The sequence below is a fragment of the Streptomyces sp. NBC_00287 genome, from assembly GCF_036173105.1.
Taxonomy (GTDB): domain Bacteria; phylum Actinomycetota; class Actinomycetes; order Streptomycetales; family Streptomycetaceae; genus Streptomyces.
The window spans coordinates 7954959-7981939 of record NZ_CP108053.1; the positions used below are offsets into that span (position 1 = coordinate 7954959).

General features: G+C 70.1%; 20 protein-coding genes and 2 tRNA genes. 10 read left to right on the forward strand and 12 right to left on the reverse strand.

All coding sequences use genetic code 11. From position 1 onward, the window contains the following. Positions 1-10 precede the first annotated feature (10 nt). Genes OHT76_RS36050 through OHT76_RS36060 form a run of 3 tightly spaced genes read right to left on the reverse strand, consistent with a single transcriptional unit; the run spans position 11 to position 2609 of the window. Positions 11-1213: a thiolase family protein gene (locus OHT76_RS36050; protein ID WP_328875058.1), complete on the reverse strand. Its 1203-nt coding sequence runs from the start codon at positions 1211-1213 to the stop codon at positions 11-13. Then, positions 1210-1854, reverse strand: coding sequence for a CoA transferase subunit B (locus tag OHT76_RS36055; protein WP_328875059.1), 645 nt, complete (start codon positions 1852-1854; stop codon positions 1210-1212). The genes OHT76_RS36050 and OHT76_RS36055 overlap by 4 nt, the downstream gene beginning before the upstream one ends. Then, on the reverse strand, positions 1854-2609 hold the full coding sequence (locus OHT76_RS36060; RefSeq protein WP_328875060.1) for a CoA transferase subunit A: 756 nt from the start codon (positions 2607-2609) through the stop codon (positions 1854-1856). The genes OHT76_RS36055 and OHT76_RS36060 overlap by 1 nt, the downstream gene beginning before the upstream one ends. Before the next feature lie 198 nt (positions 2610-2807). Here OHT76_RS36060 and OHT76_RS36065 point away from each other — a divergent pair, with 198 nt between their 5' ends. Then, positions 2808-3272, forward strand: a complete 465-nt coding sequence (locus OHT76_RS36065) for a MarR family winged helix-turn-helix transcriptional regulator (RefSeq protein ID WP_315882210.1) — start codon at positions 2808-2810, stop codon at positions 3270-3272. A gap of 16 nt (positions 3273-3288) precedes the next feature. Here the strand turns inward: OHT76_RS36065 and OHT76_RS36070 are convergent, their stop codons facing one another. Further along, on the reverse strand, positions 3289-4302 hold the full coding sequence (locus tag OHT76_RS36070) for a DUF3048 domain-containing protein (protein ID WP_443049878.1): 1014 nt from the start codon (positions 4300-4302) through the stop codon (positions 3289-3291). A gap of 143 nt (positions 4303-4445) precedes the next feature. On the opposite strand from OHT76_RS36070, the gene OHT76_RS36075 reads away from it, so the two are divergent. After that, a complete protein-coding gene (locus OHT76_RS36075) occupies positions 4446-5636 on the forward strand; it encodes a zinc-dependent alcohol dehydrogenase (protein WP_328875061.1) in 1191 nt (396 codons plus the stop codon). A gap of 61 nt (positions 5637-5697) precedes the next feature. On the opposite strand, the gene OHT76_RS36080 is transcribed toward OHT76_RS36075, so the two are convergent. Beyond that, a complete protein-coding gene (locus OHT76_RS36080) occupies positions 5698-6762 on the reverse strand; it encodes an ATP-dependent DNA ligase (protein ID WP_328875062.1) in 1065 nt (354 codons plus the stop codon). Positions 6763-6837: 75 nt separating this feature from the next. Here OHT76_RS36080 and ligD point away from each other — a divergent pair, with 75 nt between their 5' ends. Next, on the forward strand, positions 6838-7860 hold the full coding sequence (gene ligD, locus OHT76_RS36085; protein ID WP_328875063.1) for a non-homologous end-joining DNA ligase: 1023 nt from the start codon (positions 6838-6840) through the stop codon (positions 7858-7860). Between the two features lie 10 nt (positions 7861-7870). On the opposite strand, the gene OHT76_RS36090 is transcribed toward ligD, so the two are convergent. The 3 genes from OHT76_RS36090 to OHT76_RS36100 all read right to left on the reverse strand — a co-directional run bounded on the left by OHT76_RS36090 (position 7871) and on the right by OHT76_RS36100 (position 14712). After that, on the reverse strand, positions 7871-9952 hold the full coding sequence (locus OHT76_RS36090; protein ID WP_328875064.1) for a HEAT repeat domain-containing protein: 2082 nt from the start codon (positions 9950-9952) through the stop codon (positions 7871-7873). Positions 9953-10048: 96 nt separating this feature from the next. Next, the gene (locus OHT76_RS36095; RefSeq protein WP_328875065.1) at positions 10049-12238 is read right to left on the reverse strand and encodes an OmpL47-type beta-barrel domain-containing protein; all 2190 of its coding nucleotides are present in this window, start codon (positions 12236-12238) and stop codon (positions 10049-10051) included. Further along, positions 12235-14712, reverse strand: coding sequence for a ThuA domain-containing protein (locus tag OHT76_RS36100; protein WP_328875066.1), 2478 nt, complete (start codon positions 14710-14712; stop codon positions 12235-12237). The genes OHT76_RS36095 and OHT76_RS36100 overlap by 4 nt, the downstream gene beginning before the upstream one ends. 163 nt (positions 14713-14875) lie before the next feature. On the opposite strand from OHT76_RS36100, the gene OHT76_RS36105 reads away from it, so the two are divergent. Then, entirely contained in the window at positions 14876-15826 is a 951-nt protein-coding gene (locus OHT76_RS36105; protein WP_328875067.1) for a multicopper oxidase domain-containing protein, read from the forward strand. A gap of 79 nt (positions 15827-15905) precedes the next feature. Continuing rightward, positions 15906-16910 carry a LacI family DNA-binding transcriptional regulator gene (locus OHT76_RS36110; protein WP_328875068.1) on the forward strand — a complete coding sequence of 335 codons (1005 nt, stop codon included), beginning with the start codon at positions 15906-15908 and terminating at the stop codon, positions 16908-16910. Here OHT76_RS36110 and OHT76_RS36115 read toward each other — a convergent pair. Further along, entirely contained in the window at positions 16907-18370 is a 1464-nt protein-coding gene (locus tag OHT76_RS36115; RefSeq protein ID WP_328875069.1) for a hypothetical protein, read from the reverse strand. The two genes, OHT76_RS36110 and OHT76_RS36115, sit on opposite strands and share 4 nt — an antisense overlap. Before the next feature lie 93 nt (positions 18371-18463). On the opposite strand from OHT76_RS36115, the gene OHT76_RS36120 reads away from it, so the two are divergent. Then, positions 18464-19258: a VOC family protein gene (locus OHT76_RS36120; protein ID WP_328875070.1), complete on the forward strand. Its 795-nt coding sequence runs from the start codon at positions 18464-18466 to the stop codon at positions 19256-19258. Positions 19259-19409: 151 nt separating this feature from the next. Then, complete coding sequence (locus OHT76_RS36125) at positions 19410-19655, forward strand: WhiB family transcriptional regulator (protein ID WP_328875071.1); 246 nt, start codon at positions 19410-19412, stop codon at positions 19653-19655. On the opposite strand, the gene OHT76_RS36130 is transcribed toward OHT76_RS36125, so the two are convergent. Further along, complete coding sequence (locus OHT76_RS36130; RefSeq protein WP_328875072.1) at positions 19636-22107, reverse strand: hypothetical protein; 2472 nt, start codon at positions 22105-22107, stop codon at positions 19636-19638. The genes OHT76_RS36125 and OHT76_RS36130 overlap by 20 nt on opposite strands. 94 nt (positions 22108-22201) lie before the next feature. On the opposite strand from OHT76_RS36130, the gene OHT76_RS36135 reads away from it, so the two are divergent. The 3 genes from OHT76_RS36135 (at position 22202) to OHT76_RS36145 (ending at position 23709) form a co-directional block, all read left to right on the forward strand. Next, positions 22202-22273 (forward strand) — tRNA-Glu (locus OHT76_RS36135). A gap of 8 nt (positions 22274-22281) precedes the next feature. Beyond that, positions 22282-22353 (forward strand) — tRNA-Ala (locus OHT76_RS36140). A gap of 27 nt (positions 22354-22380) precedes the next feature. Continuing rightward, on the forward strand, positions 22381-23709 hold the full coding sequence (locus OHT76_RS36145) for an SDR family oxidoreductase (protein WP_328875073.1): 1329 nt from the start codon (positions 22381-22383) through the stop codon (positions 23707-23709). A gap of 31 nt (positions 23710-23740) precedes the next feature. Here the strand turns inward: OHT76_RS36145 and OHT76_RS36150 are convergent, their stop codons facing one another. Together OHT76_RS36150 and OHT76_RS36155 are read right to left on the reverse strand one after the other, a co-directional pair. Continuing rightward, entirely contained in the window at positions 23741-25534 is a 1794-nt protein-coding gene (locus OHT76_RS36150) for an AAA family ATPase (RefSeq protein WP_328875074.1), read from the reverse strand. Then, positions 25534-26937: a DUF2201 family putative metallopeptidase gene (locus tag OHT76_RS36155; protein WP_328875075.1), complete on the reverse strand. Its 1404-nt coding sequence runs from the start codon at positions 26935-26937 to the stop codon at positions 25534-25536. Before OHT76_RS36155 ends, OHT76_RS36150 begins: the two co-directional genes overlap by 1 nt. Positions 26938-26981: the final 44 nt, after the last annotated feature.

Genomic DNA, 26981 nt, shown 5'->3' on the forward strand with positions numbered 1-26981 from the left:
TCGGGGGGTCTTAACGTTCGAGGACGAGGGCGAGGCCCTGGCCGACGCCGATGCAGAGGGTGGCGACGCCGACTCCGCTGCCCTTGCGGGCGAGTTGGTGGGCGACGGTACCGGCGAGACGGGCGCCGGAGGCGCCGAGGGGATGGCCGAGGGCGATCGCGCCGCCTTGCGGGTTGAGGATCGTCGGGTCGAACTCGGGCCATTCGGCGACACAGCCCAGTACCTGGGCGGCGAAGGCCTCGTTCAGTTCGAGGACGTCCAGGTCGGCGAAGGTCTTGCGGGCCTTGGCGAGGGCGCGGTTGACGGCTTCGACCGGGGCGAGCCCGAAGTAGTGCGGGTCGAGGGCGTGGACGCCGGTGGCGGAGACGCGGGCGAGGGGCTCACGTCCGGTGGCCTTCAGGCCCTCCTCGTCGACCAACAGCAGGGCGGCGGCACCGTCGTTGAGCGGCGAGGCGTTGCCCGCGGTGACCGTGCCGTGCTCGGCACGGAAGGACGGCTTCAGCTTGGCCATCGCGGCAAGGGACGCATCGGGGCGTACGCATTCGTCGGCGGCGAAGACGACCGGGTCGCCCTTGCGCTGCGGGACGGGCACGGGTGCGAGCTCGGCGTCGAAGAGGCCCTCGGCCTGGGCCTTGGCCGCCTTGTGGTGGCTGTGCAGTGCGTACTCGTCCTGCTGCTCCCGGCTGATCTTGTGCTTGTCGGCGATCAGTTCGGCGGACTCGCCGAGCGGGATCGTCCACTGCGGCTCCATGGCCGGGTTGACCATGCGCCAGCCCAGGGTGGTGGAGTACAGCTCGGTGTGGGCGGCCGGGAACGGCCGGTCGTTCTTCGGCAGCACATACGGCGCCCGCGTCATGGACTCCACACCGCCTGCTACGGCGATGGAGGCGTCGCCTGCCGCGATGGCGCGGGCCGCCTGGATGACCGCCTCCAGGCCGGAGGCGCACAGGCGGTTGACGGTGACGCCCGGTACCGAGGTCGGCAGCCCTGCGAGCAGCGCGGCCATGCGGCCGACGTTGCGGTTCTCCTCGCCGGCGCCATTGGCGTTGCCGAAGTAGACGTCCTCGATGCGGGAGGGGTCCAAGTCCGGCGTACGGCCGATCAGTTCACGGATGGCATGGGCGGCGAGGTCGTCGGGCCTGACGCCGGAGAGGCCGCCGTTGTAACGGCCGATCGGGGTGCGCACCGCATCGACGATGTAAACCGGGTTCACAGCAGATCCTCCGCAATGGTCAGTTTCGCGTCGGTCTTCGCGATGATCTCGTCCACGCTCACCCCGGGGGCGGTCTCGATCAACAGCAGACCGTCCGACGCCACGTCGATCACACCGAGATCGGTGATGACTCGGTTCACACACGCCTTGCCCGTGAGCGGCAGCGCGCACTCCTTGAGGATCTTCGGTGAGCCGTCCTTCGCGGTGTGGGTCATCACCACGATCACGGTCCGGGCGCCGTGCACCAGATCCATCGCCCCGCCGATCCCGGTGATCAGCTTCCCCGGGATGGCCCAGTTCGCCAGATCCCCGCCCGTCGACACCTGCATGGCACCGAGCACCGCGACGTCTATGTGCCCGCCCCGGATCATCGAGAAGGAGAGCGCCGAGTCGAAGAAGGAGGCGCCCGGCAGCACGGTCACGGTCTCCTTCCCGGCGTTGATCAGATCAGGGTCGACCTGCTCGTCGGTCGGGTAGGGGCCGGTGCCCAGGATCCCGTTCTCCGACTCCAGGATCACCTCCACCCCCTCCGGCAGATAGTTGGGGATCAGCGTCGGCAGACCGATGCCGAGATTGACGTACTGACCGTCCTGAAGCTCATGCGCCGCCCGCGCGGCCATCTCTTCCCGCGTCCACGCCATCAGCTGCTCACCGTCCGCTGCTCGATCTTCTTGTCCGTCGCCTGCTCGGGCGTCAGCGCGATCACCCGCTGCACGAAGATCCCCGGCAGATGCACCGCGTCCGGGTCGATCTCGCCGGGCTCGACGAGTTCCTCCACCTCGGCGATCGTCACCCGCCCGGCCATCGCGGCCAGCGGATTGAAGTTCCGGGAGGACTTGTTGAAGACCAGATTGCCGTGCCGGTCGCCCTTGGCCGCCCGGACGAGGGCGAAGTCGGTACGGATCCCGTGCTCCAGCACGTACTCGGTGCCGTCGAAGTCGCGGACCTCCTTCGGCGGCGAGGCGAGAGCGACGCCGCCCTGTCCGTCGTAGCGCCAGGGCAGTCCGCCCTCGGCGACCTGCGTACCCACCCCGGCCGGGGTGTAGAAGGCGGGGATTCCGGCGCCACCGGCCCGCAGCCGCTCGGCGAGCGTGCCCTGGGGGATCATCTCGACCTCCAGCTCACCGGCCAGGTACTGCCGGGCGAACTCCTTGTTGGCGCCGATGTAGGAGCCTGTCACCCGCGCGATCCGTCCGGCGGCCAGGAGCACCGCCAGGCCCGACTCCATCGCCCCGCAGTTGTTGGAGACCACCGACAGACCGCCGATGCCCCGCTCGTACAGCGCCCCGATCAGCACATTCGGCACACCGCTCAGCCCGAATCCGCCCACCGCCAGCGATGCACCGTCCGGCACATCAGCCACCGCCTCGACGGCCGTGGCGACCACCTTGTCCATCCGTCCAGCCCCATCTCGTCCGAGCGCCCGGCCTGGAATTAGTCAGGGCACTGAGTATTTCAGCGACGTGTCCTTCACGCTGCCACCGGAGAGCCGAAGCGTCAAGACCTCAGGAAAACGGCAGGTCGCCGGTGCAGACGGTGCTCATCGATACGGGTATCGTTCAGTGCACCAACGAATTCGACGACGGGAGCGCACATGGCCGCGGTGGATCTGACCACCCACCCCGGGCACCTGGCCCGGCGGTTGCAGCAGGCGCACTACCTGCTGTGGAACACGATGGTCTCGGAGGAGATCACCTCACCGCAGTTCGCCGTGCTGAACGCGCTCGTCGCCGAGCCCGGTCTTGACCAGCGGACGGTGGGGGAGCGGGTGGGGCTCGACCGGTCCACCATCGCGGAGGTCATCAGCCGGCTCGGCCGCCGCGGGCTGCTGGACAAGGTCCGTGACCCCTCGGACGGCCGGCGCTTCCTGCTGCGGCTGACGGACGACGGGGTGCGCACCCACCGCAAGCTCACCGTGCGCACGGCCCGGATGAACCAGGTCTTCCTCGCCCCGCTCTCCGCCGAGGAACAGACCGTCTTCTTCGACCTCATCCGGCGGGTCGCGGACGCGGCCGAGGGGCTCCGCAATCCCGCGGAACCCCTCGTCGCACAAGGCTGACGGTGCTTTTCGGACCTCAGGCCGCCCTCGCGAACACCACCCACACCTGGCCCTCCGCGAAGTTCACCGGACTGCCGTCCGAGGTCGTGAACTCGGTGCCGTCCGCGGCCGTCGCGCGCTTCCAGTCGACGTCGTAGGCCCGTCCGTCGCGCAGCACCTTTGCCTTCCCCGAGCCCACCGTCTGGGTGTACGGCGTGTAGTTGCCGAGGGAGTCGTGGTACTCGGACTTGCGGATGTTCACGTACTGCACGACCACCGTCGCGGGCGCCACTCGCTTGCCGTCCGTCTGCACGGTCGGCGCGCCGTCCTGCGAGACCAGCCAGCGGTCCCGGCTCTCGGACCAGGAGAAGGTGAAGCTCGCGGCCGGGTACTGCACGGTCTCCGAGGTGTCCGCCGTACCGCCGGCGGGTGCGGTGCCGTAGCGGAAGCCGGTGGTCAGTGCGTCGGCGCCGGGAGCTGCGGGGATCAGGCGGTCGGGGCGCAGGTAGAGGTTGTGCGGGGAGGGCTTGTCGGTGCCGCGGAAGTAGGCGTCGGAGGTCTCGCCGGGTGGCTGCGGGTTGATCGGCGCCTGGTCGATCAGTGGCAGCAGCTTGCGCTGGGCGCCGGAGAAGGCGAGCGTCGGCTCGTCGAACTGGCGCAGCAGCTCCAGGTCGGACTCGCGTGCGCTGCGCACGGGGCCGATGACGTCGGGGAGCTTGGTGGCGTACACCGCCATCAGGCGGCTGAGGCCGCCCTCGACCTGCTCGACGTAGACGATGTCCGCGGAGTCGAGGCCCGTCTGAGGCTTGGCCTTGCGGACGTTGTCGATCTTCACGGCGAGGACCGAGTCCGTTGCCGTGGGGGTCTGTTCGGGGCTCTGTGTGCGTTCCCGCTCGGGTGCGCGCCCGTCGTCGCGCTTGTCGTCCGGCGTGCTGCAACCCGCTGCCAGGGAGATCGTCATCGCCGTGGCCAGCAGTACCGCGGTCGTCGCGACGCGTCTCGCACGCGTCCTGCGTCCCATGCCCACCGGTGCCACCCCGTTCTCTGTCATGATTGTGCGCTTATAAGTTCATTGATGGCCATACCCGCTCGAATCTGATTGCCCGCGCGCAATACACCGATCGGCGCACGGCACGGTTCACGGCAGTGGCCCCGGGTACCCGGGGCGCGGATCTGATGGAGGGAGCCGGTGGCGTGAAGGCTGTGACATGGCAGGGCAAGCGGGACGTCCGCGTGGAGAACGTGCCCGATCCGACCATCCAGGAGCCCACGGACGCCGTCGTCCGCATCACCTCCAGCGGGCTGTGCGGCTCCGACCTGCATCTCTACGAGGTGCTCACCCCGTTCATGACGCCGGGCGACATCCTCGGACATGAACCGATGGGCATCGTCGAGGAGGTCGGCGCGGGCGTCATGGACCTCATGGCGGGCGACCGGGTCGTGGTGCCGTTCCAGATCGCCTGCGGCGACTGCTGGATGTGCCTGAACGGACTGCCCACCCAGTGCGAGACCACCCAGTGCACCGGCGAGGGCATGGGGGCCGCCCTCTTCGGCTACACCCGGCTGTACGGCGCGGTGCCGGGCGGCCAGGCCGAGTATCTGCGGGTCCCGCAGGCGCAGTACGGCCCGATCAAGGTGCCCGAGGGCCCGCCCGACGACCGCTTCGTCTACCTCTCCGATGTGCTGCCCACCGCATGGCAGGCGGTCGCCTACGCCGGAGTCCCCGAGGGCGGCAGTGTCGCCGTGCTCGGACTCGGGCCGATCGGCGACATGGCCTGCCGGATCGCCCAGGTGCGCGGCGCCGGGAGCGTGTTCGGCGTGGACCTGGTCACCGAGCGGCTGCACCGGGTGCGGGAACGGGGTGTGGAGACGTTCGACCTGAGGGAATTCGACAGCGAGAAGGAACTGATCACCGCGATCCGCGACCGCACCGACGGCCGCGGACCCGACGCCGTGATCGACGCGGTCGGCACCGAGGCCCACGGCAGCGCGGCCGCCCGCCTCGCCCAGCAGGCAACCGGCCTGCTCCCGCGGGCGCTCAGCGGCCGGCTCGCCGAACGGTTCAGCATCGACCGGCTCGCCGCCCTGCACACCGCCATCGACCTGGTCCGCCGCGGCGGCACGCTGTCGCTGGTCGGCGTGTACGGCGGTACGACCGACCCGCTGCCGCTGCTGACGATGTTCGACAAGCAGCTCCAGATCCGCATGGGGCAGGCGAACGTACGCCGCTGGGCCGACGAGATCATGCCGTACCTGACGGACGAGGACCCGCTCGGCGTCGACGACTTCGCCACCCACCGCGTCCCGCTGACCGATGCGCCGCACGCGTACGAGATGTTCCAGCGCAAGCAGGAAGGCGCGGTCAAGGTGCTGATGCGGCCCTGATCCCGATCAGCCGCATCCTGCCGCTTCCTGATCAGCCGCTTCCTGATCAGCCGCTTCCTGATCAGGCGCCGAGGATCTCGTCCAGGTCGTACCGGACCGGCTCCTCCAGCTGGGCGTAGGTACAGCTCTCCGGGGTCCGGTCCGGGCGCCAGCGGCGGAACCGGGCGGTGTGCCGGAACCGTTGCCCGTTCTCCATGTGGTCGTAGGCCACCTCGCACACCCGCTCCGGTCTCAGCGGCACCCAGGACAGGTCCTTCTTGCCCGACCAGCGGCTCGGCGCCCCCGGCAGCCGGGCCGTCTCGTGCGCCGCCTCCTCGGCCCAGGCCGCCCAGGGATGTCCCGTGACCTCGTCCATGCGCAGCGGCTCCAGCTCCTCGACCAGCTCGGCGCGCACCTTCATGGAGAAGGCGGCGGACACCCCGACATGCTGGAGGGCGCCCCGGTCGTCGTAGAGCCCGAGCAGCAGCGAGCCGACGACGGGCCCGCTCTTGTGCAGCCGGTACCCGGCCACGACCACATCGGCCGTCCGCTCGTGCTTGATCTTGAACATGGCCCGCTGGTCCTGCAGATACCGGGAGGCGAGCGGCTTGGCGATCACCCCGTCGAGCCCGGCCCCCTCGAACTCCTGGAACCACTGCTCGGCGACCTCGACATCGGTCGTCGCGGGCGCCACATGCACGGGCGGCGTCGCCCCGGCCAGCGCCCTGGTCAGCAGCTCCCGCCGGTCGCTCAGCGGCACGTCCAGCAGCGACTCGTCGGCCAGGGCGAGCAGATCGAAGACGACGAAGGACGCCGGGGTCCGCTCGGCGAGCGTCCGCACCCGGGAGGCCGCCGGATGGATCCGCTCGGTGAGCGCATCGAAGTCCAGCCGCCCCTCCCGAGCGATCACGATCTCCCCGTCCAGCACACACCGCTCGGGCACCCGCTCCTTGAGCGCCACCACCAGCTCGGGAAAATACCTGGTCAACGGCTTGGTGGTACGACTCCCCAGCTCCACCTCGTCGCCATCCCGGAACACAATCGCCCGAAACCCGTCCCACTTCGCCTCGTACTGCATCCCCACCGGAATCTTCGCCACCGACTTGGCGAGCATCGGCTTCACGGGGGGCATCACCGGGAGGTCCATGCATCCGATTCTGCGCGTAGACGCAGGGCTCTGCCCGGTGTGCGAGGTGCAGGAGGGGCGCCTACCGTGGCTCGCATGGGTGAAGCGGTGGAGTTGGAGGCGGGCGGGCGTACGGTGCGGCTGTCCAGTCCGGGCAAGGTCTTCTTTCCTGAGCGTGGTTTCACCAAGCTGGATCTCGCCCGGTACTACCAGGCCGTCGGCCCCGGCATCCTGCGTGCCCTGCGGAATCGGCCCACCACCTTGGAGCGCTATCCGGACGGGGTCAACGGCGAGAACTTCTTCCAGAAGCGGGCGCCGAAGAACATGCCCGACTGGATTCCGACCGCCCACATCACCTTCCCCAGTGGCCGCAGCGCCGACGAGATGTGCCCTACCGAGGAGGCGGCCGTGCTGTGGGCCGCCCAGTACGGCACGCTCACCTTCCACCCCTGGCCGGTGCGCCGCGACGACGTCGACAGTCCCGACGAACTCCGCATCGACCTCGATCCGCAGCCCGGCACCGACTATGACGACGCGGTCCGTGCAGCCCACGAACTCAGAGCCGTTCTCGACGAGTTCGGTGGCCTGAAGGGCTTTCCCAAGACCTCCGGCGGACGCGGACTGCATGTCTTCGTGCCGATCGAACCGCGCTGGACGTTCACCCAGGTCCGCCGCGCCGCGATCGCCGTCGGGCGGGAGATGGAGCGCCGGATGCCGGAGCAGGTGACCATCAAGTGGTGGAAGGAGGAGCGGGGCGAGCGCATCTTCATCGACTACAACCAGACCGCCCGCGACCGCACCATCGCCTCCGCCTACTCCGTACGCCCCCGCCCGCACGCCCCCGTCTCCGCACCCCTGCGCTGGGACGAGGTCGGCATCGCCCACCCCCGCGACTTCGACCTGGCGACCATGCCGGTGCGCTTCGCCGAACTCGGCGATGTACACGCGGACATGGACGACCAGCGCTACTCGCTGGACGTGTTGCTGGAGCTCGCGCGCCGCGACGAGCACGACCACGGGCTCGGCGATCTGCCGTACCCGCCGGAGTATCCGAAGATGCCGGGGGAGCCCACGCGGGTCCAGCCGAGCCGGGCGAAGAAGGAGCCGGGCGGGACGTGAGGTCCTGGGATCAGGCCTCCAGTGCTGTCACCAGCCGACGGCAGTCCTTCAGCAACCCCTCGTCCGCGGCGACGTCGTAACGGATCTTCAGGCCGGAACTGTCGTCGTCACGGCGGTCGTTGTTGTGGCGGCGTGGCGAGGACAGCTCCGCGCGCATCAGGGGAAGGGCCGGTGCGGCTGCGGGACCCATGTCGATCAGGCAGGTAGTAATGGCCGGTCGGGATCTCGGGAGGGTCGTCCACTTGTCGAGCAGTATCGGCAGCAGTCCGTCCACGTCCCGCGTGGTCTTCCACAGCGCCACGAGTATGTCCGTGTGCGCGTCGTGTCCCGCGAGCAGCTCCCGCAGCCGCGGAGCCAGCGGCGCACCGGCAGGGCCCAGTGAAGCCGTGGCTTTCAGGGCGGCGGACAGCGCCGGCCAATGGTCTGCTTCCAGGCCGTCCCGGACCAGGGGCAGGATGCGGTCGGCCTCGCCGGTCAGCGCCATCAGTGTCCCTGCCGCGTTCAGTCGGATTTCGATCGGCATGGAGGTCTCCGCGGCCAACTCCCGCAGCCGCGGGGCGGCTTCGGCCGCCGCCGGTCCGTACCGGGCGAGGGCACGCAGCAGATGCCACATCCACATGCGCCCGCCGCCCGGCTCGGCCAACTCGACGAGGAGCGGCAGGGACTCGGCGTGGGCGAGCACGCCGAGCGCGTCGACCAGCCGCTCCTGGGAGGGGGTGCGGCGGTCGGACGGCGCTGCGGTGAGCCGGCGGTGCAGCACGGGCCCCAGCGGGGCCGCGGCCTCGGGGCCGATCCTCTCGACCCAAGTGCCCAGGTACTCCGGGACGGTGCCCTCCTGCGCCAGCACCTCGGCCAGCGCGGGTACGGCCCGCTCGTCGCCCTGAAGCGCCAGCGCCTCCAGTGCCTTGCCGAAGAGAGTGCCCTCCCAGTCGCCCGGCGTCCAGGTGTCGTCCCACTCCCGCACACACACCGCGAGGACGTCCGAGACGGCGTGGGCGATCGGAGCCACGTTGCACAGCTCGGTCAGGGCCCGCCGGGAGAGCCGGGGCTCGTGCTCGGCCAACTGGTGGGCGAGGAGGGCGACCGGCAGGTCGTTCGGTGCCCGCCAGCCCGTCAGCAGGGCGCCCGCCATGTCGACCGCGGCCATGCGCTGTCCCCAGTCCGGGCTCTGCAACTGCCCGGCGAGCAGCTCGAACCGCGGATCCGTGCGATCGCCCAGCGCGCCGTGCAGCGCTTCCAGAAGGTCACCGGCCGTCGAGGCGTCGACGCTCCGGCGCTGTGTGGCCTCGAGCTCCCGCAGATACGACACCATCGTGTCCGTGCGAGGCCGCTGCTCTTCGGGCACCTTCTGCTCGTAAGCGAGCCGCATGATGTCCAGGACGCTCTCCACCAGGTCCTCGGGCAGCGACGCGGGTCCGCAGCGCGCCAGTTGGACCAGCCCCGCCAGGCGCTGCTCGGGATGCGACGCGACGGAGACGACCTCCCGCAACACCGCCCCGGCCTCGGCCCCCAGCGCCTCCCGGTGCGTGGTGCCCAGCCTGCCGATCGCATGGACGAGCGCGCCCATGGCCTGCGGATCCCGCTCGACGACCAGCCGCTCCCGCAGTGCGCCGAGGACCCGGGCCGGATCCGGGTGCACATGGGCCGACGCCGCCGCGGCCGCCGTGCGCACCTCGGCGTCCGGATCGGAGAGCAGGCCGAGGAAGACGTCCGCGTGTCCCCGGACCGCGGCCCAGGCGTCCAGGAAGGGCTGGACGAACGCGGCGTCCTCCTCCTCGTCCTCGAAGAGGCCGCCGATCTCCTCCGGGTCGGGCTCCCGCTCACCGGCGATGCTGCACAGCAGGTGGACGACCGTGTCCCGGTCGGCGATCGCCGGTGTGGTCGCGAGTTCGAAGAGGAACGGTATGCAGGCGACCGTGCTGTCGTAGACATCGCCCTGGTGGTGCACTGCCCCGTACATGCCGTCCAGGGCGATCTCCCGGCCGGCCGGGTCGTCGGATGCCAGGCCGCGCAGCAGCTCGGGCACGTCCGAAGCGTCGCCGTAGGCGTGGTGCAGGGACGCCCAGTCGACGTCCTCGATCCCCGTGAACACGCGTCTTGCCCCCGTTCGTCCGTGGCGTGCGACCGCCACTGATCACAGCATGCCGCACGCCACTGACAATCGATCACGTGCCCTCGGGGACGGTCCTCACAGCTCCTTGATCCGGATGTCCCGGTACGACACGACGTCCGTCGTGCCGTGGACCTGGAGCCCCAGGTAGCCGGAGGCGAACCGGCGTCCGTCCGTGCCCGGGTCGTCCGAGCGGGGCGGGGTGAAGTCCTGGCCGCCGAGGTTGTCGAACTCGTTGATCAGTACGCCGTTGCGGTAGACCGAGTAGTGCTGGTCCACCACCCGGATCTCGTAGTCGTTCCAGGTTGCCTTCTCGGTCACGCCCGCGCCGGCCAGGCCGACCCGGTCGAAGCCGTAGATCGAGCCCGTCTTGTACATGTCGCCGTCGGGACGGTCGAGCACCTGCACCTCGTGCCCGTACTTGATGGCGACCCATTCGGGGCGGGCCTCCTCCGGGTGGTCGTGGACCCAGGGGAACCGCACGAACACACCGGAGTTGGCGTTCCCGGTGCCCGGAGCGTCGTCACGCCACTGCAGGCGCAGCGAGAAGTCGCCGTACTTGCGCTCGGGGAACCACAGCATGCCGAGCCCGGCCTTCGTGGTGTCGCTGGTCATCGACCCGTCGGCGTTGAGGCCGAACGAACCGCCACCCACATGCTGCCACTTGGCGAAGGAGCCCGAGCTGCCGTCGAAGATCGTGCGGTAGCCCTCGGTCTGCCCCGGTTTGCCGATGCCGGACTGGCGGGCGGCCTTGGTGATGGCGTTGTACTCACGCTGGTCGACGACGCCTTCCTTCAGCAGCCGGTCGAGGACCGTCTTCACATGCTTGAGGAACAGCGCGTGGGACGTCCACTCCTTCTCGTCCTCGATCAACTCATTGATCCGGCAACGGTTGTTGGTGAGCCGGTTCGGCACTCCGGAGTCGACCGTGCCGACGATCACCGTCAGCCGCTCGTCGTACTCCGGGCAGGGCGGCGCCGGCACCCCGCCCGGCACGACCGTGAAGCTCACCGTCCGGGCCGCGGCGGTGTTGCCCGCCTTGTCGGTCGCCCGGTACGCGAGCGTGTGCGCGCCCGCGCGGTCGACGATCACAGGTGCGGTGTACGTGAGATAGGGCCCGCCGTCGAGCGAGTACTCGATGGTCGCGATCCCTCCCGCGTCGGTCGCGCTGACCGTGACCTTGGCGTTCGCCACATACGCGCCGTCGGAGTTGCGCGTGCCCTCCACGGTCACGCCCGTCACCGGCGGGGTCGTGTCCTGCGGCGGCGCGGCGACCACCGTGAACTCCACGCTCTTCTCCGCCGCCACGTTTCCCGCCTTGTCGGTGGCGCGGAACCGGACGGTGTGCGTGCCCACCTGATGCACCATCACCGGGTTGGTGTACGGCTGCCAGGCGCCGGAGTCGCCGATCGCGTACTCGATGGTGTTGACGCCCGAGCCGGTGTCGGACGCGGTGACGGTCACCGTGGCCATGTCGATGTACGTGCCGTCGGGATTGCGCTCACCGCTCACCGTCGCCGAGGTCTCCGGCGGAGTCTTGTCCTCGGTGGGCGGCGCGACGACCGTGAACTCGGCGCTCTTCTCGGCGGAGACGTTCCCCGCCTTGTCCGTGGCCCGGTAGCGCACCTTGTGACTGCCGACCTGATCCACCACGACCGGTGTGGTGTACGGCTGCCAGGCGCCCGCGTCGCCGATCGCGTACTCGATCCGGTCCACCCCGGAGCCGCCCTCATCCGTGGCGTGGATCATCACGCTCGCCGAACCGACGTACTGGCCCTGGGAGTTCTGTGTCCCGGTGACGTGGGCGGAGGTCTCGGGCGGGGTCGTGTCCTCGCCGGTGCCCTCGGTGACGACCAGGATGCCCTGCATTTGGCCATGCCCCGGGATCGTGCACGAATAGAAGTAGCGGCCCGGGGTGAGCGTGACCTCGGCGGTGTGGCGGCCGCCCTGGTCGTCGCTCGGGGTCGCGAGGATGTTGAGCTGGACATCGCTGTTGAACTCGGGGTCGTTGGTGGCGAACGTCAGCGTGTGCGGCATGCCGGTGGTGTTGCCGGTCGCCGCGCTGTTCTCGAAGACGATCGTCGCCGTGCCCGCCACCGCCGTGGTGGGCGCCGAGTTGTACTTGGTGATGTCGTCGCCCGCGGTCCAGGTGAGCACCTGGTCGGCGGCAGTCTGCTCGGTCCGCGCGGTGGATGGCGCGGCCTGCAGCCCGAGCATGATCAGTACGGCGGCCAACAGGGCGGTCCAGAGTCTTCGTTGCCGCATCATTGCACTCCTCTCGCCAGCTGGTCGGTGGTCGGCGTCGGCCCGCCGCCCGAGTAAGTGACCCGCCACAGCGCCGACTTGGCGTCCGAGGTGAAGAAGCCGCGGCCGTAGTCGAGGACGTAGAGCGCGCCGTCCGCACCGAACTTCCAGTCCATGAGGTTCTTGATGCCGTCGTTGCCGATGGGCACGATCTTCTTCAACGACTCCGAGTGCACCGGGAGTCCGCCCTCCCCGTGGTTCCTCGGGTCGGTGATGACCGCGTTGCGAGGCTGGTCGGCGTCGTAGAAGTCGCCGACGAACCACTTGCCGTCCCAGTACGCGGGCCACTTGGTGGTGCTGGTGCTCGCCGAGTCGTAGCGGTAGACGGGTCCGTTCATCGCTGCCTGGCCACCGCCCTTGAGCCACGGCAGCAGATACTTGGACTCCTCCTGCTTGTACGACGGGATCCCGTTCACGTCACGTGGGAAGTCCGGGGCGCCGCCCTGGGGCGAGTACCAGATGTTGTTGCCGGTCACCGGCGGCAGGTTGACCAGGCCGTCGTTGTTCGGCGACTCGTTCTTCGGGTGATCGCAGTCGTACCAGCCGAGCGGCTTGGTCGGATCCGGCAGATTGCGGTCCCGGTAGGGCTGCTTGTTGCCCATGCAGTACGGCCAACCCCGGTTGCCCGCCTTGGTGATGACGGCGAAGGTGTCGTACTTGGCCGGACCCCAGGTTGTCGAGGGCGCGCCGGCGTCCGGGCCGACCCAGCCGGCGTAGAGGATGTCGGTCGACTTGTCGACGAAGATACGGGCCGGGTTCCTGACCCCCATCACATAGATCTCGCCGCGCGTCTTGCCGCCGCCCTCGTCGGGCTCCCGGCCGGTGAACAGGTTCCCCTCCGGCAGGGTGTACGTCCCGTCCGGCTCCGGATGGATGCGCAGGATCTTGCCGTTGAGGTTGTTGGTGTTGCCGGCGGTCCGGCGCGCATCGGCGAAGGAGACGCCCTTGTAGTCGGGCTCCGGGTTGTTGCCCGAGTAACCGTCGCTGAATCGGCTGGAGTTGTTGTCGCCGGTCGCGATGTACAGGTTGCCCTTGGAGTCCCAGGCCATCCCGCCGCCCGCATGGCAGCAACTGTGGATCTGCACCGGCCATTTGAGCAGCACCTTCTCGCTGCTCAGGTCGAGCTTGTTGGTGGCGAGGTCGAGCGTGAAGCGGGAGACGCGCCGCTCGGCCATCCGGGTGTCACGGTTGATCCGGGAGTGCGGGGTGTAGTGCAGATACACCCACCCGTTCTCCTGGAAGCGCGGGTCGAGCTCGATACCGAGCAACCCCTCCTCGACCTTGACCAGTTCGTCGCCGCCGCCCTTGTTGCCGAAGACCGTGAGGGCGCCCGCGAGGGTGACCTTCTCGGTCTTCGGGTCGTAGACGTGGATCTCGCCCTTGCCCTTGCCGATGTCCGGGTTGTTCCAGTCGGTGATCACCGGCTGGGAGGAGTCGGCGCCGCCGCGCCCGATGTAGAGCACGCGCCCGTCGGGGGCGGTGACCAGGCCGTGCGGTTCGCCGATCTGGTCGTTCTGGCCCGGCTGGTTGGGCTGGGTGAGCCGCTTGGCCGTGTAGTTCCCGGTGATGGTGGCCGTGCAGTCCGCCTGCACCAGCCGGGTCGTCCACAGCAGGGCGCCGCGCAGATGGGCGCGGAAGTCCGTCTCGTCGTACGAGGAGACCGTGCCGCCCATGCCGGTGTAGAAGGACCGGCCGCCGTCGTAGTCCCGGCACCAACTCACTGGGTGGTCCCAGCCGTTGGCGCCGGCGCCGGGCTGATAGGTCGACTCGCGCACGCGGGCGACGGTGTGCACGGCGCCGGTGGGATTCTTGGTCCAATTCAGCCATCGGTCGGGACGCTTCCACTGCACCGGCAGATCCTTGGAGGCCGGATGCTTGCGGTCGCCGACCTCAACGGTCGCCCGCTGCACGGTGCTTGGGCTGGTAGCGGCCGGCCGGGCTCCGATCAGCCCGGTGAACCACTCCGAGTACGGCTCCGCGCGCGCCGCGTCGTGCAGGCCGACGAAACCGCCGCCTGCTTCCATGTAGGCCTCAAGTCCCGCTTCCTGCTCGGGATCGAGGACATCGCCGCCGCCGGTCGGGAACACGATGGCGTTGTAACGGCCCAGCTCGGCCTCGTCGGTGAAGACCGAGGCGTCGTCGGTCGCCTCGACCTTGAAGCGCTGGTTCACCGGGCCCGAAAGACCGATCTTCTCGATCGCCTCGATCCCCGCGTTCACCAGAGGTGACTCGTCACCTGCGGCGGCAGAGCCGTAGAAGATCAGCACCCGTACGTTCGCGCCGCCCGGTGGCGACTTGATGGACATCGTTGTCAGGGACGGATCCGGGGCCGGACGCGCACTCGCGGGCGGGCCCGACATCAGTCCGGCGGCGACGGCCCCGGCCGCTACGGCCGCCGCCCAGCCGCGTCTTCTTGTGCTCAACCCTCGTAAGTGCATGGGCACCTCCTCGGTCACAGCAATAGCGCCATGGAAGCTAGACCTCTTTGCATCACTCGCCAATACCTATGGCCGTAATGGAACGAACTTTGTCCTGAGTGTGGATAAACCACTCCAGTCCCGCTACTGTCTCGAACTCCGTACCGGAACAGGGGAGTTCGGCATGGACAGACGCGGCTTCAACCGGCGGGTACTCCTGGGCGGAGCGGCCCTCACGACATCGTTGTCCCTGGCGCCGGAGGCGATCGGCGCCGACCGACCGGCGCGGGCGGCAGCCGCCGGAGGCGAGGTCAGACACATCAAGCTGTACGCCGAGAAGCTCGCCGACGGGCAGATGGGCTACGGCTTCGAGAAGGGCAGGGCGACCGTCCCCGGCCCGCTGATCGAGCTCAACGAGGGCGACACCCTGCACATCGAGTTCGAGAACACCATGGACGTGGCGGCGAGCCTCCATGTGCACGGCCTGGACTACGAAATCTCCAGCGACGGCACCAAGTTGAACAAGAGCGACGTCGAACCCGGCGGCACCCGCACCTACACCTGGCGCACCCATGCCCCCGGCCGCCGCAAGGACGGCACCTGGCGGGCGGGCAGCGCGGGGTACTGGCACTACCACGACCATGTGGTCGGCACGGAACACGGAACGGGCGGGATCAGGAAGGGCCTGTACGGCCCGGTGATCGTGCGGCGCGCGGGCGATGTCCTGCCGGACATGACGTACACGATCGTCTTCAACGACATGCTGATCAACAACAAGCCGGCGCACTCCGGGCCCAACTTCGAGGCCACCGTGGGTGATCGGGTCGAGTTTGTGATGATCACCCACGGCGAGTACTACCACACCTTCCATATGCACGGTCACCGCTGGGCGGACAACCGCACGGGCATGCTCACCGGGCCCGACGATCCCAGTCAGGTCATCGACAACAAGATCGTGGGCCCGGCGGACTCGTTCGGCTTCCAGGTGATCGCGGGGGAGGGGGTCGGCGCGGGCGCGTGGATGTACCACTGCCATGTGCAGAGCCACTCCGACATGGGGATGGTGGGGCTGTTCCTCGTGAAGAAGACGGACGGGACGATTCCGGGGTACGAGCCGCACGAGCATGTGCACTGAGCGGGTCGCCGCAGTGCGGCGAGAGCGCTCTCACCAGCGCGGGGCGCCCGGGCTATCCTGATCCGATGAGGAGCCCGACATGACCGCGCCGCGCCCCACGCTGGAGGCCGTGGCCGCACGGGCCGGTGTCTCCCGGGCCACCGTGTCCCGGGTGGTCAACGGCGGGGACGGGGTCCGGGAACCCCTCGTCGAGCGGGTGCGGCGGGCGGTGGAGGAACTCGGGTACGTGCCCAATCAGGCGGCCCGCAGTCTGGTGACCCGGCGGCATGACGCGGTGGCCGTCGTCGTGGCCGAGCCGGAGAGCCGGGTCTTCGCCGACCCGTTCTTCGCGCTGCAACTGAGGGGCATCAGCAAGGAGTTGACCGCCCACGACAACCAGCTCGTCCTGCTGCTCACCGAGGGCCGCGACGATCATGCCCGGGTCGCCCGCTACCTCGCCGGCGGACATGTAGACGGCGCCCTGGTCTTCTCCCTGCACCTCGACGACCCGCTGCCCGGGCTGATCCAACAGGCCCGGATCCCGACGGTGTTCGGGGGGCGGCCCGGGTGGAACGGTGACCGCAGCGATGTGGTCTACGTCGACAGCGACAACCGGGGTGGGGCGCGGGAGGCCGTACGCCATGTCGTGGGGCTCGGCCGGAGTCGGGTCGCGCACATCACCGGTGCGCTTGATCAGACTTCGGCGGTGGACCGGCTGGACGGGTACCGGGATGTCATGGGGGACGCCGATCCGCGGTGGATCGCCGAGGGGGACTTCACGCCGGGTGGGGGCGAGCGGGCGATGCGCGAACTCCTCGACCGGTGCCCGGACTTGGATGCCGTGTTCGCCGCGAACGACCTGACTGCGTCCGGGGCCCTGCGGGTGTTGCGGGAGCGTGGGCGGCGGGTGCCGGAGGACGTTGCCGTGATCGGGTTCGACGACATGTTGCCGGTGGCGGAGCAGACGGATCCGCCGTTGACGACGGTGCGTCAGGACATCGAGGAGATGGGGCGGTTGATGGCTCGGTTGCTGTTGCGGGGGCTGGAGGGGGAGCCGTCGAGTGTGGTGTTGCCGACCACGCTGGTGCGGCGGGGCTCGGCCTAGGCGGGGGTGCGGAGCGTCTCCAGGGCCTTCTCCAGCAGCTCTGCGCGGTCCTCGGGGTCCGGGTAGAGGTCGTCGTCGCAGGGCAGCTCGGGCCACTCGTTCCGGCCGAGGCGCTCCAGGAGTCGCGTCAGTTCCGCGCGGATCTCATCGGTGGCGCCGCTGTTTTGGAGGCCGCAGATGAAGTGGGCGACTTCGACGAACGCGGGCTCCACATCGGGCCGTTCGAGCTCCGCGGTCAGACGCGCGAAGCCTCCGGCCTCGTTCCGGAAGAGCGCCCCTTCAACGCTCGACGCACGCACGCGTGCGTCCACCGCGTCGGCCTTGAGGGCCAGTGCTGCCGACGCCGCAAGGGTGTTGGCCTCCTCGGAGCACACGATCAGCGCGAGGGAGTTCGCGGCGGAGCGCACGACGGCGATGTCAGGATCGTGGTCCATGGTGTCGATCAGCGCGGCCACGGCCCGCGCCTCCTGAGGCAGTCCGCCGCTCGCGTCAAGGCCGAAAGCGGCGGCGGCCCGCACACGGCCGTCCGGATGGCTCAGAGACGTAAGGAAGAGGTCGACCGGGGGGTCGGCAATCGCCCGTTCGTTCTGCAGCTGGGAATAGCAGCGCAGCACCCTGGCGAGAGCGTGGGGCGGCTGGTCCTGTGCGCAGAGCCGGTCGAGGGTCTCCCGGACTGCGGCGCGCTTCAGGGTGTCCTCGTAGACGAGCAGGTACTCCAGCGCCTCGAGCCCCAGGGCAGCCCGGTTCGGTTCGGCGCTCCGGCACAGGGCGAGGACCTCCTCGATGCGCAGCGTGGCCAGGGAACGGTCCGTCCATGATTCGGGGTCGGGGCGTTCGCAGAGGTCGAGCAGGATGTCGCCGCGCTCGTCGCTGTCCGCCGGGTGGGGGAGGGCCCGCTCGAGGGCGTCCCGGGCCTGCGCTCGGGCGCGCTCGGCCTCCTCGGCGGACAGGGGAGCCGTGCGGCGGATCGCGTCGTGCAGCACCTCGACAGCCGTGCCGAAGGCGACCATGTACTCGAAGGCGTCCGGCCGCATCCGCGCCAGCTCATGGGGGCGCCAGCCCTGCTCCCGCAGCCGTTCGAGCCTCCCGCGCACCTCGTCGGCGAGATCGTCGTCGACCGACTCCATGGCCGCACCGACTCCGTACTCCGCCAGGAACGCGGTCCAGTCCCGCACCAGGCCGACGGGGTCGTCGACACGCGACGCGAACATGTGCTCGACACGCCGCCGCGTGTCCCGGTCCCGGTACAGGACGTCACCGAACGGCCCCGCGATGGCGTCGAAGGTCTCCGGCGTCGGCTCCCGGTCGAGCGCCAGCGCCAGCTCCCGCACCGCCCACTCCCAGTCGCGCTCCTCGGCGATCTCCTGGGCCGCGGCCGCCCGGACCTCCTCCTCGGGTGAACCCAGCCGTTCGGACAGGCCCTGCTGCCGCTCCCGCGCCCCGCGCCCCCTGAAGAACATCCGGACAGCCTAGGACGCGCTCCGACGGCGATTGTCAGTGGGCGGTGGAAGACTCGGCAGAGCAGGCAACGGGATCCCTCAGAGGAGGGCATCATGCTCACCACCCGTTTTGTTCAGGGCGCTCCCAACTGGGTCGATGTCGGCACCACCGACATCGAGGGCGCCGCCTCCTTCTACCGCGCCCTGTTCGGCTGGGAGTTCCGGTCGGCGGGGCCCGAGGCCGGTGGCTACGGCTTCTTCCAGCTCGACGGGAAGACCGCCGCCGCCGGCATGCAGACCACGCCCGAGCAGGGCCCGCCCGCGTGGAACGTGTACTTCCAGAGCCGGGACGCGGACGCCACCGCGAAGGCGGTCGAGCAGGCCGGAGGCCGGGTGCTCGTGCCGCCCGACGACGTGATGGGCCAGGGCCGGCTGGCCATCTTCGCCGACCACGCGGGCGTGTCCTTCGGCGTCTGGCAGCCCGCCGCCCTCAAGGGCCTCGAGATCGTGGGCGACCCCGGCTCGCTGTGCTGGCTGGAGCTGTACACGCAGGACATGGCCCGGGAGGCCGCCTTCTTCGACGCCGTGTTCGGCTGGGAGACCTCGGCGATGCCCTTCCCCGGCGGTGTGTACACCTGCATCAACCCTGCCGGCGAGGGCGAGGACGCCATGTTCGGCGGCCTGGTCGCCCTGGCCGACGTCCCCCCGGGGACCGAGACCGAGCCGTACTGGCTGCCCTACTTCGAGGTCGGGGACACCGATGCCGCCGTCAGCAAGGCGCAGGAGCTGGGCGGCAAGGTCCGGATGGCCGCCACCGACGTGGAGAGCGTCGGCCGGATGGCCAAGCTGGAGGACCCGTATGGCGCACGCTTCGCGGTGATCAAGAGCGCCGCCCCGCAGGAGGGCTGAGACCGCCGAGAAACCCGTCGGCCGTACCGCGCGCCGCCGTGCGTCCGCGCGACCGGCGGGGCCATCATCGTGCGGTCACTCCAGGGGGCTTCCGCGCCGCGTTGATCCGGCGTTGATCGAACGTTTTTCGCCGCCGGGCACGCTTCGGGCCATGTTCATCGACACAGTCACCATGCCCGACCTCGCCTGGCAGCAGGAGGCGTTGTGCGCGCAGACCGGGGCGGACTTCTTCTTCCCCGAGCCGGGCAGCTCCGTACGGGAGGCGAAGCGGATCTGCGGCCTGTGCCCGATCCGCTCCGCCTGCCTGGAGTACGCCCTGGACAACGACGAGCGTTTCGGCGTCTGGGGCGGGCTGTCGGAGAAGGAACGCCTGGCCCTCAGGCGTACGTCAGACTGAATCGCCGCGTCCCGGCCGGCACCCGCACGTCCCGGCCCGTGACCGGCAGCTCCCGCCCGTCCGCGTGCACGGACCGCACCTCACCGAACGCGCACGGATAGACGAACCGCACCCCCTCCGGCGCCTCGGTGATCTCCACCGTCACCGTCCGCTCCGCCGGGTCGTGCCCGAGCCGGTACCCGAAGGGCGACCCGAAGAGGGTGGGCGCCGCGTCCACACCGACCCGTTCGCCGCCGGGCACCCAGTGCGGCCGTACCCCTGGCGCGATGTACAGATGCCGGTCGCGGTCCTCGTCGGCCTCGAAGAAGAGGATGTCGCGGATCAGCAGCAGATACTCGGCCGCCGCCCAGCCGTGCGGGATGTCTCCCATGTACCAGCGCGAGTACGGCACTTCGGCGAAGTCGGACGCCACCGGGTACGCATGCTGCTCGTTCCAGGCGCCCAGCGCCGCCGAACGACCGGCCACTTCCGGGAAGCCGGCGCCGACCGTCCAGCCGAGCAGCGCGTCCATCCGCTCCGGATTCCCGGCGAGCAGGTAGGCGTGCGCCAACTGCATGGTCAGATACGGCCCGTAGGCGTACCAGGCCGCGTCGTGCCGGAAGCCGCCGGTGACGAAGTGCGCGTACATCGTGTCCAGCGTGAAGCGGGCCGCGAGGTCGATGTCGTCGCCCAGCTTGCTGCCCATGTGCAGGCGCAGCGGATGGAAGTAGGCGGCCGCACCGATCATCGTCGAGTCCAGCCGTCCCACATCCGCGGGCCCGGTCGGGATGTACGTCTCCCAGGCGCCGCGCCTGCGCTGCTCGCCCAGCACCCAGCGGACCGAGTCACCGGTGGCCCGCTTGACGTCGTCGAATGCGCCCCAGAGTTCGGGGACTTCGGGCGCCCCGATCCGCTCGGCAAGGCGCGCCGCCTCGTACAGTCCGGCCAGCGCCCACAGGTCGTCCCAGTAGTGCGGCTTGTCGCGCTCGCCGAGGTGCTCGGCGCTCCAGCCGCTGTGCAGCAGGCCGTACGGGTCGCGGTTGTCGCGGATCCAGCGGGCGGCGTCGAGGACGTAGGGGACGTACAGCTTGGCGCCGAAGGCCGTGCGCGGGCCGCTGGTGCGGTCGTAGCGGCCGATCGCCCACAGGGCCTGGCCGTTGCTGTCCCACTCGCGGTCGTCCTTCTCGTGCGGACCGCCGTAGAAGCCGTATTCGGCGCACGGCCCGATGCGTCCCGTGCCGCGGTTGAACCTGAGCGGGTAGTGAGTGCCCAACTGCCGTTCGGCCAGGGCCGCGTCGCCGACGAGTGAGCATGCCGTCGCCTCGACGGAGGAGTCGCGGATCCAGAAGGAGTCGTAGACGGTGGGGCCGGGGTGGATCTCGCCGTGGTCGGAGAGGATCAGCAGCTGCGAGCGCGCCTGCCGGAACAGGTCCGTCAGATGCGCGACCGGGCGCGGCAACTCCGGTTGCAGCCCCTGTTCGAGGAGCTTCGCCGACCAGAACTCCCCGTTCGTGGCCTCCAGTTCGGCCGTCGGTGTCCCCCGCAGCTCGGCCAGGTCGCCCGGGCCGTCGAACCCGTCCACCGGGATCCGTACGGCGATCTCGAAGACCTCGTCCTCCGCCACCCGGAACGGCCAGGCGAACACCGCGCTGCACAGGCCCGCCACCTGGTCCTGCGCCTCCAGCGCACCGTTCAGCTTGCCGCCCACTACCAGGTCGTGGAACGGGCTGCGGGTCAGATACGCGTCCGGGTCCAAGGTGAAGTCCGGGTTGCCGTACACCCCGAACTGCTCGGGAGCGGTGTCGAAGACCGGGCCCCAGCCCGTGTTGGTCTCCACCCGCTGCTCGTTCGGCAGATGGCGCAGGAAGGTCAGCCGCCGGTCGGTGATGTGACGGCCGTTGCGGTCGTGCCGCTGGAAGCCGCTCGGCCCGGCCGGCAGCACCGCCGCGCACAACAGCCCTTCGCGGAGCTGCCCCGTGGGACTGCCCACGGTCACCCGGGTGACGACCAGGTCCCGTTGCCGGGGCCCGACCGGGACGGCGAAGGTGCGCTGCACGAACTCGACGTCCTCCGGAGTGCGGAACGTCGTCAGCGCGACCGGCAGATGCGGCGCCTCCATGCGCTGCTCCACCCGCCCGCCCTCCGGGAGCTGGGGCAGGCGCAAGGTGCCGGTCGCCGGGTCGTGCAGGAAGAACGACAGACAGTACTTGTCGTAGACCGGCTCGATCTCGCCGGCCTGTCCGATCAGGGATTCCTGACGGTGGTCCTTCACCCCGACCATGTGCCAGTAGCGGTACAGGGCGTTGGAGGCGAGGGCCGCCTCCTTGGATTCGTAGGTGCCGGAGTCGAAGTCGTCGCTCCAGCGGCGGAAGGCCTGCTGCGCCCACCAGGGCACGGGATACGGGACCCGGTCCCGCCCTGTCCAGCCGCGCCACATGACCTCGTAGAACATCCACTCATGGGTCTGGGCCATGGTGTTCACCCCCTGCGGGCACCGTTGCACCGCGGGGGCCGCCCGTAAATCGGTGCTACCGGCCGTTCGCGGTGCGGTTAGGATCCGGGGGCGCCCGGACGTGGAGCAGAGGCAGACTCGCCGCCCTCTCAAGGCGGATACGCCGGTTCGAATCCGGTCGTCCGGGACGCGCGGGGGTCGGTAGCGCAGAGGCAGGCGCACCTCTATGGCATGGAGGAAACGCCGGTTCGAATCCGGCCCGGCCCACGGCACAGTACGAACAGGCGGGGACGGATGGGCGACGGCATCGACGAGGAGGAGCTGGCTGCCTTCCACCGTACGGTCGGCAAGCTGCGGGCCCTGCCCGTCGACGACCCGGTACGGCTGCGGGCCGAGCAGGTGGCGGCCTCCTTCGCCCGGGACGGGCGGCTGCGGCGCCGTAAGACCCGCGGCGCGGAGGCATCCGCGGCCGACGCGGCGGCGATGGCGGCGACGGCGACCGGGGCCGTGGACCGGCGCGAGGACGCGCCGCTGGCCGATCCGGGCGTCTCGGGGGCCTTCCGTAAACCGCGCAGTTGCTATGTCTGCAAGTCCCCCTATCGACAGGTCGATGCCTTCTACCACCGGCTCTGTCCCGACTGCGCCGCCGACAACCGCTCCCGCCGCGCCCTGAGCACCGACCTCAGCGGGCGCCGGGCGCTGCTCACCGGTGGTCGGGTGAAGATCGGTTTCCAGCTCGCGCTGATGATGCTGCGGGACGGCGCCGAACTCCTGGTGACCAGCCGCTTCCCGCACGACACCGTGCGCCGCTTCCGGGCCGAGCCGGGCAGCGAGAAGTGGCTCGACCGGCTGACCGTCCTCGCCGTCGATCTGCGCGACCCGCGCCAGGTGCTGGGCCTGTGCGAGGAACTGCGGGCCGAGGGCGAGCCGCTGGACATCCTCGTCAACAACGCCGCGCAGACGGTACGGCGGCCCCCGGAGTCGTACGCGCTGCTGGCCGCCGGGGAGTACGACGCGCTGCCCGAGGGGGCCCGGCAGGCGCCCGGCTTCACGCCGATGCGGATGCTGTCGAGCGGCGCCGCCGCGCTGCCCGCCGCACTGCGCGAGGCCGACGAGGCGGGGCTGCTGCCCGACCCCTCCCCGGAGAACTCCTGGTCGGCACAGCTCGGCGCCCTCGACCCGGCGGAGGTTCTGGAGACTCAGCTCGTCAACGCCCTCGCCCCGGCCCTGCTCTGCGACCGGCTGCTGCCCCTGCTGCTCGCCTCCCCGCACGCGCGCCGGTATGTCGTCAACGTGACCGCGGTCGAGGGCCGGTTCGCCGTCCGCAACAAGATGGCAGGCCACCCGCACACCAACATGGCCAAGGCCGCCCTCAACATGCTCACCCGCACCAGCGCCGCCGAACTCGCCGCCCAGGGCGTCCACATGTGCGCCGTCGACACCGGCTGGATCACCGACGAGAACCCGGCACCCAAGAAGGCCCGCATGGCCGGGGCGGGCTTCCGGACACCGCTGGACATCGTGGACGGGGCGGCCCGCGTGTACGACCCGATCGTGCGGGGCGAGGCGGGGGATCCGGTGTCCGGGGTGTTCCTGAAGGACTACCGGGAGGCGGAGTGGTGAGCGACGAGGGCTCGCCGGAGGGCGGCTGACCTCACCGCCGCATCCCCATGAACACCTCCGTCCAGAACCGCTGTTGCTGCTGCGACGCCCCCACCAGATACGTCGCCCGCAGCTTCGCCGGCAGCAGGGCGACCAGGCGGGTCACCACCGTCCGATGCTTCTTCAGCTGGGACAGCTCCGCGTTGGCCAGGATCTGGTGGACCACGTCGCTGTCGTTCGCGCCTTCGTCGCCGGCCTGCGCCGCGCGGCGCAGGCGTGCCTCCCACGCGTCGGCGTCGCGGGCGAGCTCGCGCAGGCCTGTGACCGGGCGGCCCTTCAGCCGGTCGATCAGGGCCGTGAGCGGGACGGGCGCGTACTCGCCGTCGCCGAGGTAGACCGTCGCCATCTCCAGCGGCAGTCCCCGTCGGTGCAGCTTGATCAGCCGCTCCAGGGTGCGCTTGGTGATCCAGGCCCGGCCCTCGTCGTCGATGTCGTGCTTCCACCACTCCAGCACGGTCTCGGCGTCCTGGCCGTAGCGCGCGAGCAGCCACTCGTTGGCCGGGATGTCCTCCGGCTCCACCTGGAGCGAGGCCGTGAACCGGGTCGCCTGCGCGATGTTGTTCCGCGCGACCAGCAGCTTGCGGCCCAGGTGGTACGGCGGGTTCTGGACCGCTATCTGGGCGCGCAGGTTCTCGATCGGCCGGCCCGCCAGCGACCACTCCTGGGTGACCTCCATCAGTTTGGCGAACGCGGCCTTGTCCTTGGGCCGGTTGTACTCGTCCCACACGATCGCCTTGGGCTCGGGCCCGGTGAACTTCGCGGCCAGCAGATTGTCCAGGGTGCCGTCGGCCGAGGGGATCGGTGCGCAGAGATCCTCGACATTGGTCACCGGCAGCGAGAAGTACAGCGCCTCCCGGCCGAGGCCCTCCCGCAGCGTCTGCCGTACCAGCTCCGTCTTTCCGCACCCCGGTGGCCCCTGGAGCAGTACCGTCCAGCGGTTGCGCAGCGCGGCCCGCACCACCTGGCGCACCGGGTCCGGGATCGTGGACGGATTGGGCACGCCCACCGACTTGGCGATCCGGTCCAGGATCTCGGCCGTCCGGTTCTGCCCGGGCTTTCCGTCCGGTCCGGGCTCCGCGAGGCGCAGCCGCTCGCCGTCGACCAGGGGCAGCCCCCAGCGCAGCGGGAAGCCCTCGCGCGCGTTGGCCAGGACATGGTCGAGGGTGCGCGGGGACAGCCGCTCACGCAGCGCCGGTGACAGCGAGGCCCACAGGGAGAAGACCTCACGCAGATCCCACGGGCGGTACTTGGCCGCCAGATGCTTCCGCCAGGACGTGTCGTTCGCCGTGATCCGGATCGTCACCATGCGGTCCAGCAGCGCGAGATCGCCGCGCCGCGCCGAGGTCTCGGCCAGCGACTCGTTGTCGGTGAGGAAGACACCCACGCAGCCGAGCGCGCGCAGATCGTGCTCGCCCAGCGTCCAGTTGCAGGCGATCTGCATCAGCTGCGACTGGATCGTGTCGCCCGCCTGGAGCGAGTCGTCGATGAGCAGCACGAAGGGCCGGCCTGGTTTCAGCTGGCTCATCACCAGCTGGCGCAGCACCAGTTCACCGGTGCCCGCGTCGCGCACCGGCGCGTTGACGAGCAGATCGTCCGGGGTGAGGTTCGCCGCAGGGACGTACACCAGTGCTGTGTCCGGGTGCGCCCGGGCGATGTGTGAGAAGAACGTCGCCGTCTTGCCGATGCCGTGCTCGCCGAAGATCTGCCCCGTCTGCCCCATGTCGATCATCGCGTCGATGAAGGACTCCAGGCGAGAAAGGGTCGGCTGCTTCACTTCCGTGGTCATTACCCTGATCCTGTGGTGACGCGATGGCAGTCCATCGCGGGGGTGTGCCTCTCGGGCCATTCGTCGCCGCCCTCGGTGATCAGCCAGATCCATTTGTCCGGCTCGGCGGGCGTGATCGGCGGCGCGTATCCGTCGGTGAGCATGACGACGGCGTCCGGTATCTCCTCGAAACGGCGCCCGTTCACCTCCGTACGCCCCTCCACGTACTCCGCGACCACCTGGAAGCTGGTGCCGCCCCCGCCGTAAACCCGCTCACCGGGGACGAAGGGCATCACCACCGCGTCGAAGGACAGCCAGTGCGCCTGAACCCCGTCTATCCGGCCGACGAGTTCCGTGAGCCAGGTGATCACACGGCTCGGCATCGAGCCCGAGGTGTCGTAGGCGATGACGAGGACCTTGTCCCGGACCGGACCGCGGCGTGAGAGCACCGGGTCCTGGCCGAGCGCGGCCAGCAGCGCGCCGCGCTTCTTGGGGTACACCAGCCGCTCCCCCTCGCGCAGTTTCGAGGCGAGCACGTCGACCAGCCAGCGCTGCCACCAGTCGACGGTACGCGTACGCGTGGTCTCGCCGCGCAGGATGCCCGCGCCGAGGTTTCCCCAGAGCTTGGCCGCACGCGCGTTGCCGTCCTCGGTGCGGCCCATCAGGTCCAGCAGCTCCGCCTCCGCGCCCGCGTGCCCCCGCCGCGCCGCCAGCAGGGAGTTGAGCAGCGCGGAGGAGGCAACCAGGTCGACGGTCTCCTGGTCGGCCGGGACCGCGTCCGCCACCAGGTGCACGCACAGCCGCCGTTCGGGTACCGGCGGGCGGTGCATGCGCTTCAGCTCGCCGTAGACCCGCATGTCGGTCGCCACGAACCCCTCGTACTCCAGCGGCTCCAGACCGTGCGCCGTCAGATCCGCGCGGTACAGCTCGTACACCTCGCGCGGGTTCACCCCCGTCGGCCTGCCGTCCAGCACCGGCAGCTCCTGTCTGCCGAGCCGGATCAGCGCCACATGATTGATGGACACTTCGGAGGCCAGCTCGAAGACCGGGTCGGCGCGCAGCTCCGGGTCGGCGAACAGGTGCCGGTGGACCAGATGCCGGGCCTCGTGGAAGAGCACGAACTTCACGCCGTCCAGGCCAAGGCCGACGAAGAAGTCCGGGTTGTACAGCAGCAGACAGGAGCCGTCCCCGGAGGCCACCACGGCGGCCGTGTCCACCGCCGTCGTCGGGATCTGGTGATGGCACTTCGCATACAGCCACGACGCCACGGCCGACTCGGTGAGCCCGAAGTCCAGCAGCGCGGCCTCCTTCAGCCGCCGCGCCTCCTCGATCACCTCGGAATCCGCCGGGCGGTACCGCTCCAGCGCCCTGCGGTCCGCGAGATCGACCACCGGGGCGCGCCGCCCCCGCTCCCCGTACGCCATGTGCCGCCCCCCGTACTGGATTTCCCCCGTGGATCATTGGTACC

Bases quoted from the DNA above. Each gene is read 5' to 3' on its own strand.
- OHT76_RS36055 (WP_328875059.1), bottom strand. From the start codon at position 1,854: ATGGCGTGGACGCGGGAAGAGATGGCCGCGCGGGCGGCGCATGAGCTT.
- OHT76_RS36060 (WP_328875060.1), bottom strand. From the start codon at position 2,609: ATGGACAAGGTGGTCGCCACGGCCGTCGAGGCGGTGGCTGATGTGCCG.
- OHT76_RS36065 (WP_315882210.1), top strand. From the start codon at position 2,808: ATGGCCGCGGTGGATCTGACCACCCACCCCGGGCACCTGGCCCGGCGG.
- OHT76_RS36070 (WP_443049878.1), bottom strand. From the start codon at position 4,302: ATGACAGAGAACGGGGTGGCACCGGTGGGCATGGGACGCAGGACGCGT.
- OHT76_RS36080 (WP_328875062.1), bottom strand. From the start codon at position 6,762: ATGGACCTCCCGGTGATGCCCCCCGTGAAGCCGATGCTCGCCAAGTCG.
- ligD (WP_328875063.1), top strand. From the start codon at position 6,838: ATGGGTGAAGCGGTGGAGTTGGAGGCGGGCGGGCGTACGGTGCGGCTG.
- OHT76_RS36095 (WP_328875065.1), bottom strand. From the start codon at position 12,238: ATGATGCGGCAACGAAGACTCTGGACCGCCCTGTTGGCCGCCGTACTG.
- OHT76_RS36100 (WP_328875066.1), bottom strand. From the start codon at position 14,712: ATGCACTTACGAGGGTTGAGCACAAGAAGACGCGGCTGGGCGGCGGCC.
- OHT76_RS36105 (WP_328875067.1), top strand. From the start codon at position 14,876: ATGGACAGACGCGGCTTCAACCGGCGGGTACTCCTGGGCGGAGCGGCC.
- OHT76_RS36110 (WP_328875068.1), top strand. From the start codon at position 15,906: ATGACCGCGCCGCGCCCCACGCTGGAGGCCGTGGCCGCACGGGCCGGT.
- OHT76_RS36115 (WP_328875069.1), bottom strand. From the start codon at position 18,370: ATGTTCTTCAGGGGGCGCGGGGCGCGGGAGCGGCAGCAGGGCCTGTCC.
- OHT76_RS36120 (WP_328875070.1), top strand. From the start codon at position 18,464: ATGCTCACCACCCGTTTTGTTCAGGGCGCTCCCAACTGGGTCGATGTC.
- OHT76_RS36125 (WP_328875071.1), top strand. From the start codon at position 19,410: ATGTTCATCGACACAGTCACCATGCCCGACCTCGCCTGGCAGCAGGAG.
- OHT76_RS36130 (WP_328875072.1), bottom strand. From the start codon at position 22,107: ATGGCCCAGACCCATGAGTGGATGTTCTACGAGGTCATGTGGCGCGGC.
- OHT76_RS36145 (WP_328875073.1), top strand. From the start codon at position 22,381: ATGGGCGACGGCATCGACGAGGAGGAGCTGGCTGCCTTCCACCGTACG.
- OHT76_RS36150 (WP_328875074.1), bottom strand. From the start codon at position 25,534: ATGACCACGGAAGTGAAGCAGCCGACCCTTTCTCGCCTGGAGTCCTTC.
- OHT76_RS36155 (WP_328875075.1), bottom strand. From the start codon at position 26,937: ATGGCGTACGGGGAGCGGGGGCGGCGCGCCCCGGTGGTCGATCTCGCG.